Genomic DNA, 10179 nt, shown 5'->3' with positions numbered 1-10179 from the left:
GGAAGAAATGGAATGACTGGAATTCAAGGGGCGTCAGTGGGCATAGGCCTTGATCGACGGTGCCATTTGCGAGGCGTTGTAATTGAGGATGCGCCCGTCGGCCTCGACGCCGTAGCGGCCGTTGAGTGATTCCAGCGGCAAGCCATAGAGATGGAAATGCAGGGTCGGTTGCTCCCCGGACACGCGGATTCCATGCACGTCCTCACCCAGGAACGCGATGGATGTCCCCGGCTGCACGACGACTTCCTTTTCCAAGTGCAGTGTGGTGTAGCCCGGCTCGCGCCCTTCGTCATCACGTCGATAGACGTAGTTGATTTCCTGGCCTTCGACGGCACTGATGATCGCCCACGTCTCATGGTTGTGAGGGATCGTGCTTTTGCCGGGCAACAGCGAGTTCAGGTAGAGGGTCGGGGTGTCGCCGTTGTCATTGAGGCGATAGCGGAACGCAGTGCTGCCCTGCCCCGGCACCGGCGCGGGGAAGGCCTCGAAGTTGAACAGGTCGCGGCGCTCGGCCAGGCCTTCCAGGAGCGCGACGATGTCCCCCAAGGCCGCGCGATCCACACCGCGCTGGTGGATGACGCGCACTTTCTGCAGGAAGTCTTCGATGACGTCGGGACGCTTGAAAATACTCATGGGGCGGGCTCCTTGTTAACGGAAAGTCAGACGGACAGGCTGTAGCGGCTCAGGTTGGTCAGCAGGTAAGGATCAGCGCCGAGGGGCGGTCGCCGCCCCGCGTCACCCAGGGCATGGCGCAAAAACTCCCGAGTGCGCTCGCTGGTGGGGTGCTGGAAAATCCGGGCGGCGCTGCCGTGCTCGACGATCACGCCGTTCTCCGTGAAATAGACGACGTCGCTGATCTCCTCGGCGAAACGCATTTCGTGGGTCACCAGCACACACGTCATGCCCTCTTCCGTCAGCTCGCGGATCACCGTCAGCACTTCGCCGACGGTTTCCGGATCCAGGGCCGAGGTCACCTCGTCGAACAGGATCAGTTCCGGACGCATCGCCAGCGCGCGGGCAATTGCCACCCGTTGTTGCTGGCCGCCGGAGAGCTGCCCCGGATAGGCATCGGCCTTGTGTTCCATGCGCACCTTGGCAAGCAAGGCACGGGCGTCCTTCTCGGCGTCGGCCCGATGGCGGCCGAGCACCTTGCGCGGCGCGATCACCAGGTTCTCCAGCACCGACAGATGCGGGAACAGGTTGTACTGCTGGAACACGAACCCCACGCGCTTGCGCAGCTCGATGCGCTGGGCCTCATGGGCCAGGCTATGGACCTCGGTCGCCCCCACGCGAATGCTGCCCCGCTGGGGCTGCAACAGGCCGGTGATGCAGCGCAGGATGGTCGACTTGCCCGAGCCCGACGGGCCGATGATCGACACGGCCTCGCCACGGTGCACGTCCAGGTCAATGCCCTTGAGCACCGGGTTGCCGCCGAACGAAAGGTGCAGGCCGCGCAGGCTGACCAGGGGTTCTGCGACGGTTTCAGTCGAAGGCATAACGTCGCTCCAAGTATTGGGTGAGGCGGGAAATCGGGTAGCAATAAGCAAAGAACAGCACCAGCAGGCTCAGGTAGATCACCACGGTGAAGCCGGTCTGGTTCACGGTGTTGCTGGCGATCTGCGCAGTGTCGATCACGTCGTGCACACCCACCAGGGACGCCAGCGCGGTGCCCATGGTGATCACCGCGTAGAGGTTCATCCACGGCGGCAACATGCGCTTGAAGCACTGCGGCAGGATGATCGAGCGGAAAATCTGCCCACGGTTGAATGCCAGGGACCGTGCCGCCTCCCATTGGGTGCTGGGGATCGAGGCGATGGCGCCACGGAAGATTTCCGCGACATTGGCGCTGGCCGGCAAGGCCAGGCCAAGCGTGACCTTGACCCAGTCGGGGAACGCGACATAGGTGCTGCCGATACGAATCTCGAACGGGAACACATAGGTGGTGAAATAGATCAGCACCAGCCAGGGCGCGTTGCGGAAGATCTGCACCCAGAGCCGCGCCGGCCAGCGCAGCAGGCGCAGGGGCGACAGCACCATGGCACCGACCAGCAGCCCCGCCACGGAGCCCGACCCGATGGCCAGCAGGCTGATCAGAATGTTCTGGCCGAACCCGGCGGCCATGGCCGGCGACCATTGCAGCAAGGCCTTGAGCACCGGACTGTGCTGCGCGAAGTACACCAGCCCGCACAGCGCGCCCATCCCCAGCAGCAACTTGCCGATATGGCGACGCGGCCAGGCCCGGGGCAAAACGACGGACGAATCAATGGCCATAGCCGGGCATCCTCAGGCGCGCTTCGAGCCAGCGCCCGACGCAATTGACGGTGAAACTCAGCAGACCGAAAAAACCCAGGATCAGGATCATCAGTTCCAGCACGTTATCGCTCTGGGTCCAGATCATGATCGCCGCGTAGGTGATGTCACCCACGGCAATGGCCGAGGCCACGGCGGTCATCTTCACCAGGTCGATCAGGTTGTTGATCAGCGCCGGCAAGGCAAAACGCAAGGCCAGTGGCAACTGCACGTTCCATAACAGTTGGCGGTTGTTGAACGCCAGCGAACTGGCCGCCTCCAGCGTCACCGTGGGCACGGCTTCGATGCCGGCCCGCAGTGCCTCGGCGTGGAACGCGCCCTTGTGCAGCGAGATCACGATCACCACCCAGGCGAAGGGTGTCAGCGGGTTGGCCGCACCGACGGCCTCGGTCAGCAACATGTTCAACACCAGGAACGCGCAATACAGCTGCACCAGGGTCGGCGTATTGCGGGTCACTTCGACAAACACCCGCGCCGGCCTGGCGAGCCAGGGCTTGCCCGAGGTCAACAGCGCCGCCAGGCCGACACCCGCCAGCAGGCTGCCGACGATGGTCAGCAGGCACAACCCCACCGTGGTCAACGCGCCCTGCTCCAGCGTGCCGCGCTGGTAGGCATCAACCAGGAAGTTGTAGTTGAGGCCAAACCCGGCGCTCCAATGAACGAACGCCTCCAGCCAATGAGTCATGGGCGATTACCTTGAGCGTCGGGATGGGTCGAGAGAGACGCAGGCACGACGATCTCAGGCGCCGTTGGCCTGGAACTGTTTCTGCAACTCCACCAAGGCCGGTGACGCCGGGGTGATGCGATGACGGGTCTGGGCCTCGATCAGCCAGCCGCTGCGGTGCAACTGCTGGATGATTGGGTCGAGCCTGGCCTGGGTATCGCTTTCACCTTTGCGCGTCCAGACCACCGAGGGTGCCGGGTTCAGCTCCGGACTCAGGGCGCGGTAGCCCTGCCATTCGGGGTTCTCGGCAACCAACGGATTGATCAGCGTGGCGTCATGCACCGCGGCGACGCAGTTGTTGCCTCGCAGCGCCAGGAGCGATTCCGAAGAACTCTTGAAGGCCTTGATCTCGACGCCCAGCTCGGTGAGCGGCTTGATGTAGCTGCTGCCCTGGGAGGTGCATACCGGTTGATTCTTCAAGTCTTCCCAGCGGCTGATCTTGCTGTCCTTGAGCACTGCCGCAGTGCCGCCGACGCGGTAGAACGGCGTGGGCACGAATCCGAGGATTTCACCGCGCTCGGCGGTCCATTCCATGTTGGCGATCAGCAGGTCGACCTTGCCCTGCTGCAAGAACTGGACGCGGTTGGCGGGCAGTACCGGCACCAACTGCACCTCGGCGCCGAGTTGCCGACCCAGTTCCTCGGCGAGATCGACGTTGAAGCCGCGAGGTTTCTGCGTAGCGGGATCGATACCGCCGAACGGGCCACCGGACAACAACACGCCCACCACCAACGCGTGGCGTTGCTCGATCTTGTCCAGCGTGGCATCGGCATGGGCGAGGTGGACGGTCGACAACGAGACCAAGGCGCCCAGCAGGACAGGCAACAAGCGTTTTACGGATGAGCGCTCACGTGACATGGAATTCCCCTCATGGATGGCCGGCGTCCCCCGGCCTGATGAGTGGGCATCCTAGGTAGCGCCCGGAGCCAACGGAAATTCAAATATCTAATATCGTTATAACTCGTCAGGTTTGGTCTCCAAACGAAAAACGAATAACTACGAATCCATGGGGCCGCAGAGCATATCGAGCGAGAGCAGCCCACCAAACACATAAAAATCTGTAATGTTTAGGTTTTCAGCCTTGATATGAAGCGGTGACCATGTCGACCTTGGATCTCGAATTACTGCGCACCTTCATTGCCGTGGTCGATCACCACAGCTTTGCCGAAGCAGGCGCCCAGTTGGCCCGTACGCAATCGTCGGTCACCCAACACATGCAACGCCTGGAACAGCAGGTCGGGGTCACGCTGTTCGAAAAACGCGGGAGGCACAAGCAGCTCACCGAAGCGGGCCAGCAATTGCTACGGCACGCACGACAAATGCTTTCGCTCAACGACGATGCGCTCAATTCCCTGCGTGAAAGCAGCCTGAGCGGCGTGTTGCGCATCGGCTCGCCCCACGACATTGCCGACACCATCCTGCCGCCGATTCTCAGCCACATCGCCCGCTCGGCTCCGCGCCTGCGCCTTGAAATCGACGTTGGCCGCAGCCCGTTCCTGATGGATGACCTGCATCGGGGCAAGGTCGACATGATCATCTCAACGCGCCAGGACCCGAACCTGGAAGGCTTCGCGTTGCGCACCTCGCCGGTGTGGTGGATCTGTTCGGCGCAGTACCTCCACAATCCCGGCGAACCCCTTCCGCTGATCCTGGTGGATGAGCCGAGCATCTATCGGCGCTATGCCCTGGAAGCGCTCGAACGCGCGAATATCCCATGGCGCCAGGCCTACCTGGCCTCGAACCTGATCGGCATCAAGGCCGCCACCCGCGCCGGCCTGGGCGTCACGCCCCGCAGCATGGAAATGCTCGGCCCGGACATGCGCGTGCTGGGTGAGAACGATGGCTTGCCACGGCTGCCGGATGTGACCTATCACTTGTGGATCCGGCCCAATACCGTCAACCCGCTGGTGCGCCGGGCCTATGACCTGATCAGGAACAATCAAGGGCATTGAGACGACGCTCGTCATTGCCCGAAACTGCTCCCGACAGTCAATACGCGAAGCCCTGCCCCAACTCACTTTCCATCCATTCCAGGAAACGCCGGACGCGAGGGAAACTCGAGTGGGCCTTGGGAAACACCAGATGGTGGGCAGCCACGGGGGCGCTGAGCGCTTCTGGCGCCACCTCGACCAGGCTACCGGCCGCCAGGTATTTCTTCGCCAGCAACGTGCTCTCCAAGGCAAACCCCAACCCATGGCTGGCCGCTTCCAGCGACATGTATGACCGGTCGAAGCTCAAGGCGTAAGGCTTCTCCGGGCGCGCCAGGCCATGTTGCGCAAACCATTGCGGCCATTTGAGCAAAGTGGCTTCGGAAAGCACCAGGTCGCAATCCAACAGATCGGATGCCCCTCGGATCGGGCATTGCGCGAGCAGTTTCGGCGAAGCGAGCACCGCGAAGGTTTCGTTCTGGACGGTGCGAACTTCGTAACTGGGCCAGTTTGCAGTGCCGTGGCGGATATCCACGTCAATCTTGTCTCGACTGAAATGCAGCGATTCGTAGGAACACGACAGATTGATCTGAATATCCGGGTTGGACGCTCGAAAAGCCTCCAGTCTCGGCATCAACCACAACAACCCGAAGCTGGGCGCCGAGTGCAGGCGCAAACAGTCCAGGCTCACGTCGCTGGCCGCGCGCTCGGTGGCGACCGCCAGGCTATGGAGTATTCCGGAAACTTCCTTGAGGTATTGCTCGCCCACCGGCGTCAGCGTGACCCCTCGAGCGGCGCGGACGAACAATTGCCGGCCAATCATGGCTTCAAGTTTCGCCAGTTGATGACTGACCGCGGAGGGAGTCAGGTCCAGCACTTCCGCAGCCCTGGCGACGTTGCTGAACCGGGCCGTTTGCTCAAAAGCCTGAATTGCTTTCAGCGGTGGAAGAATCAAGGGGGCATCGGCGTCGGTACGCATGGCAGATCACTCGACAATAGCTCTAATGATTGTTGAGCTTCGCCGTGAAAGCTCCCATCCGCAAGCAACCGAGTGCTGAATTTTTTTCAGCACTGAATGATTTTTACGGCATTGCTCAGCCGGGAGGCAAAGCAGAAGCTGAGTCATCGGTTTTTTCCAAATCGACCCAAATAAAAACAATCCGAGGTATCCCTCCATGCTTCTGCAAGGCAAAGTCGCGATCATTACCGGCGCCGCATCCGCCCGTGGCATTGGCCGCGCCACCGCTACGACATTCGCACAGCACGGCGCCCGCGTCGTGATTCTCGACCTGGATGAATCTGCCGCACGCGATGCCGCCAGCGCCCTGGGCGAAGGCCATCTCGGCCTTGCGGCCAACGTTGCCGATGAGTCGCAGGTCCAACGGGCCGTCGCCCAGGTCGTCGAACATTTCGGCCGAATCGACATCCTCGTCAACAACGCCGGCATCACCCAACCCCTCAAGACCCTCGATATCCGCCCATCGGACTACGACAAAGTGCTGGACGTCAGCCTGCGCGGCACCCTGCTCATGTCGCAGGCGGTGATCCCGCTGATGCGCGAACAGCAAGGCGGCAGCATCGTCTGCATGTCTTCGGTGTCGGCCCAACGGGGTGGCGGCATCTTTGGTGGGCCGCATTACAGCGCCGCCAAGGCCGGCGTATTGGGCCTGGCCAAGGCAATGGCGCGCGAGCTGGGCCCGGACAAGGTGCGGGTCAACTCCATCGCCCCGGGCCTGATCCACACCGATATCACCGGCGGCCTCATGCAGGATGAGCGTCGACACGCGATCATCGAAGGCATTCCGCTGGGTCGCCTGGGTGCGGCGCAGGATGTCGCCAACGCCGCCCTGTTCCTGGCCAGCGATTTATCGTCTTACCTGACAGGCATCACCTTGGATGTGAACGGCGGCATGCTGATTCACTGATGCATCTGGGCGGGCCATCGCGGCCCGTGCGGTTCTGGATCGAAGACCCCAGCCGGGCTGTTTGCCTGGCGGTCAATAAAAACAAGAGATCAGGCCATCATGACTACTTTGTCGCTCGAAGCGGTTTCGACCGTGCGTTCCAATGCCTACCGGAAAACGGCCTGGCGGCTGATGCCTTTCCTGATGCTGTGCTATTTGTGCGCCTATCTGGATCGGGTCAACGTCGGCTTCGCCAAACTGCAAATGATGAACGACCTGGCGCTCAGCGAAACCGTCTACGGGCTCGGCGCGGGCATGTTTTTCATCGGCTACTTCCTTTGCGAAGTCCCCAGCAACGTCATCTTGCACAAGGTCGGGGCTCGCGTGTGGATCGCGCGGATCATGATCACCTGGGGCATCATTTCCGCGCTGTTCGCCTTCGTCGAAACCGCCTGGCAGTTCTATGCCCTGCGCTTTCTGCTCGGGGTCGCCGAAGCAGGGCTGGCCCCGGGACTGCTGCTGTACCTCACCTACTGGTTCCCGTCCTATCGGCGTGCGCGCATGACCGTACTCTGGTTCATCGCTATCCCCTTGTCGGGCATGGTGGGCGGCCCGCTCTCCGGCTGGATCATGAACCATTTCGCCGGCGTGCACGGCTGGGCCGGATGGCAGTGGATGTTCGTGCTCGAAGCCATTCCCACCGTTGTCGTCGGGTTGCTGGTGTTGAGTTATCTCAAGGACGGCGTGCATCAGGCCCATTGGCTGGACGATGAAGAGAAAGCGCTGGTCAGCCGTGAACTGGCCGAGGACAACCAGCAGAAGGTCACCCATGCCTCGGTGGGCGAGTTTATTCGTGACCGCCGCCTGTGGCTGCTGGCCGGGATTTATTTCTGCGTGGTCATGGGCCAGTACGCCATCACCTTCTGGCTGCCGACGCTGGTGCGCAACGCCGGGGTTTCCGATCCGCTGCACATCGGTTTCCTGACCAGCCTGCCCTACCTCTGCGCCATTGCGGCCATGTTGTTGATCGGTCGCAGCGGCGATAAGCATCGGGAGCGGCGCTGGCACCTGATCGCACCGATGATCGCCGGTGCCATCGGGCTGACGCTCGCTGCGCTGCTGGGGGGCAACATCCTGCTGTCCATCCTGAGCCTGTGCCTGGCGGCGTCCGGCATCCTCTCTGCTTCCTCCATGTTCTGGATGCTGCCCACGACCTTGCTCGGCGGAGTGTCCGCCGCCGCGGGCATCGCGGCGGTCAACAGCTTCGCCAACCTCGCCGGCTTCTGTTCGCCCTACCTGATTGGCTGGATCACCACCCAGACCGGCTCAAGCGCCATCGGCATGTACCTGATCACCGGCGTACTGCTGGGCGGTGCCTTGCTGGTGCTGCGCATTCCCGCCGCCCTGGTCAATCGTTAAGTCACCGGAGTTCCACCATGACTCGCTCGCTTTCATCTGCTTCATCCACGTCCCTGGCGGACCGCGCCCACAATATCCGTCGTCATGCGCTGCGCATGGGTCAGGTCCAGGGACAAGGCTACGTCGGCCAAGCCCTGGGCGCCGCCGACCTGCTGGCGGTCGCGTACTTCCACGCCATGAACCATCGACCCGAAGACCCTGAGTGGGCGCAACGTGATCGCTTCTATCTCTCAATCGGCCATTACGCGATTGCGCTGTACGCGGCCTTGATCGAGGCTCGGATCGTTCCCCTCGATGAGCTGGAAACCTATGGCGCGGACGACAGCCGGCTGCCCATGTCGGGCATGGCGGCGTACACGCCGGGCATGGAAATCACCGGAGGTTCCCTCGGCCAAGGCCTGGGCATCGCCGTAGGTGCCTGCCTGGGCCTCAAGCGCAAAGGCTCGCCCGCCTTCATCTACAACCTGCTGTCGGACGGTGAATTGAACGAAGGTTCGACCTGGGAAGCCGTGATGTCGGCGTCGCACTGGAAGCTCGACAACCTGATTGCCATCGTCGACGTCAACAACCAGCAGGCCGATGGCTACTCCAGCGAAATCCTTTCGTTCGAGCCGATCGTTGACCGCTGGCAAGCCTTTGGCTGGTTCACCCAACGCGTCGACGGCAACGACCTGGATGCCCTGGTGACGGCATTCGATGCGGCGCGCAACCACCCTTCCAGCCAGCCCCGGGTGATCATCTGCGATACACGCATGGGCAAGGGTGTGCCGTTCCTGGAAAACCGCGAGAAGACCCATTTCATCCGCGTCGAAGAACACGAGTGGGACCTGGCGCTGAACAACCTTGAAGAAGGAAAACACTCATGAGCAACGCCGCCAACACATCGAATGCGATGGGCCAGCCGGGCAAGAAACGCCTGACCACCTCGGCGATGATCGCCTCGATTGCCGCTGAAGGACAGGCCACGAAACCGGCGCCATTCGGGCATGCGCTGGCCGCATTGGCGGACCAGCGCCCGGACATCGTCGGGCTGTCCGCCGACCTGTCCAAATACACCGACTTGCACATCTTCGCCAAGGCCCATCCGGATCGCTTCTACCAGATGGGCATGGCCGAGCAGTTGCTGATGAGCGCCGCGGCGGGCATGGCCCGGGAAGGTTTCGTGCCGTTTGCCACGACCTACGCGGTGTTCGCTTCCCGTCGGGCCTACGACTTCATTTGCATGGCGATCGCCGAGGAAAACCTCAACGTCAAGATCGTCTGTGGCTTGCCAGGCCTCACCACCGGTTACGGTCCAAGCCACCAGGCCACGGATGACCTGGCGATCTTCCGCGCCATGCCCAACCTGATGATCGTCGATCCCTGTGACGCGCTGGAAATCGAGCAGGCCGTACCGGCCATCGCCGCCCACCAAGGCCCGGTCTACATGCGTTTGCTGCGCGGTAATGTGCCCTTGGTGCTGGACGAATACGGCTACACGTTCGAGATCGGCAAGGCCAAGACCCTGCGCACCGGCAACGATGTGCTGATCATTTCCACCGGGTTGATGACGATGCGTGCCTTGGAAGCCGCCAAGCAACTGCAGGCCGACGGCGTCGATGTCGCGGTCCTGCACATGCCGACCATCAAGCCGCTGGACGAACACACCCTGCTCGCCGAGGCCAGAAAGCCAGGGCGACTGGTGGTGACCGCGGAAAACAGCTCCATCATCGGCGGACTGGGCGAAGCGGTTGCCGGTGTCCTGCTGCGCAATGGCGTGACCCCGACATTCAGGCAAATCGCGTTGCCAGACGCCTTCCTCGACGCGGGCGCGCTGCCGACGCTGCATGATCGCTACGGTATTTCCACCCAGGCCGTTTGCGCGCAAATCAAAGCCTGGCTTTAACGGCAAGCG

The 10179-nt window shown here is 62.3% G+C and carries 11 protein-coding genes; 5 read left to right on the top strand and 6 right to left on the bottom strand.

The genetic code is table 11. From position 1 onward, the window contains the following. Positions 1-33 precede the first annotated feature (33 nt). The 5 genes from M8Q45_RS08960 to M8Q45_RS08940 are packed head-to-tail and all read right to left on the bottom strand — an operon-like array spanning position 34 to position 3892. Positions 34-633 (bottom strand): cysteine dioxygenase family protein, encoded by a 600-nt coding sequence (locus M8Q45_RS08960; protein WP_249874386.1) that lies wholly within the window; start codon positions 631-633, stop codon positions 34-36. A 26-nt stretch (positions 634-659) separates the two neighbouring features. After that, the gene (locus tag M8Q45_RS08955; protein ID WP_249874385.1) at positions 660-1496 is read right to left on the bottom strand and encodes an amino acid ABC transporter ATP-binding protein; all 837 of its coding nucleotides are present in this window, start codon (positions 1494-1496) and stop codon (positions 660-662) included. Further along, positions 1483-2271, bottom strand: a complete 789-nt coding sequence (locus M8Q45_RS08950) for an amino acid ABC transporter permease (protein ID WP_249874384.1) — start codon at positions 2269-2271, stop codon at positions 1483-1485. Before M8Q45_RS08950 ends, M8Q45_RS08955 begins: the two co-directional genes overlap by 14 nt. Next, positions 2261-2995 carry an amino acid ABC transporter permease gene (locus M8Q45_RS08945; RefSeq protein ID WP_249874383.1) on the bottom strand — a complete coding sequence of 245 codons (735 nt, stop codon included), beginning with the start codon at positions 2993-2995 and terminating at the stop codon, positions 2261-2263. Before M8Q45_RS08945 ends, M8Q45_RS08950 begins: the two co-directional genes overlap by 11 nt. A 54-nt stretch (positions 2996-3049) precedes the next feature. Further along, positions 3050-3892: a transporter substrate-binding domain-containing protein gene (locus M8Q45_RS08940; protein WP_249874382.1), complete on the bottom strand. Its 843-nt coding sequence runs from the start codon at positions 3890-3892 to the stop codon at positions 3050-3052. A 242-nt stretch (positions 3893-4134) separates the two neighbouring features. Between M8Q45_RS08940 and M8Q45_RS08935 the strand changes: the two genes are divergently transcribed. Then, a complete protein-coding gene (locus tag M8Q45_RS08935; protein WP_198795821.1) occupies positions 4135-4986 on the top strand; it encodes a LysR substrate-binding domain-containing protein in 852 nt (283 codons plus the stop codon). 37 nt (positions 4987-5023) lie between these two features. Here M8Q45_RS08935 and M8Q45_RS08930 read toward each other — a convergent pair whose 3' ends face one another. Further along, entirely contained in the window at positions 5024-5941 is a 918-nt protein-coding gene (locus tag M8Q45_RS08930; protein WP_249874381.1) for a LysR substrate-binding domain-containing protein, read from the bottom strand. A gap of 196 nt (positions 5942-6137) precedes the next feature. Between M8Q45_RS08930 and M8Q45_RS08925 the strand changes: the two genes are divergently transcribed. The 4 genes from M8Q45_RS08925 to M8Q45_RS08910 all read left to right on the top strand — a co-directional run bounded on the left by M8Q45_RS08925 (position 6138) and on the right by M8Q45_RS08910 (position 10170). Beyond that, positions 6138-6887 (top strand): SDR family NAD(P)-dependent oxidoreductase, encoded by a 750-nt coding sequence (locus M8Q45_RS08925; protein ID WP_249874380.1) that lies wholly within the window; start codon positions 6138-6140, stop codon positions 6885-6887. Between the two features lie 99 nt (positions 6888-6986). Further along, positions 6987-8285 (top strand): MFS transporter, encoded by a 1299-nt coding sequence (locus M8Q45_RS08920; RefSeq protein WP_249874379.1) that lies wholly within the window; start codon positions 6987-6989, stop codon positions 8283-8285. Positions 8286-8302: 17 nt separating this feature from the next. Then, positions 8303-9151, top strand: coding sequence for a transketolase (locus M8Q45_RS08915; protein WP_249874378.1), 849 nt, complete (start codon positions 8303-8305; stop codon positions 9149-9151). Beyond that, on the top strand, positions 9148-10170 hold the full coding sequence (locus tag M8Q45_RS08910) for a transketolase family protein (RefSeq protein ID WP_249874377.1): 1023 nt from the start codon (positions 9148-9150) through the stop codon (positions 10168-10170). The genes M8Q45_RS08915 and M8Q45_RS08910 overlap by 4 nt, the downstream gene beginning before the upstream one ends. Positions 10171-10179 lie beyond the last annotated feature (9 nt).

Source organism: Pseudomonas sp. T1.Ur (assembly GCF_023516725.1).
Lineage (GTDB): Bacteria > Pseudomonadota > Gammaproteobacteria > Pseudomonadales > Pseudomonadaceae > Aquipseudomonas > Aquipseudomonas alvandae.
The sequence above is the reverse complement of the archived record's forward strand: the minus strand, read 5'-3'. Positions and strand labels throughout refer to the sequence as shown.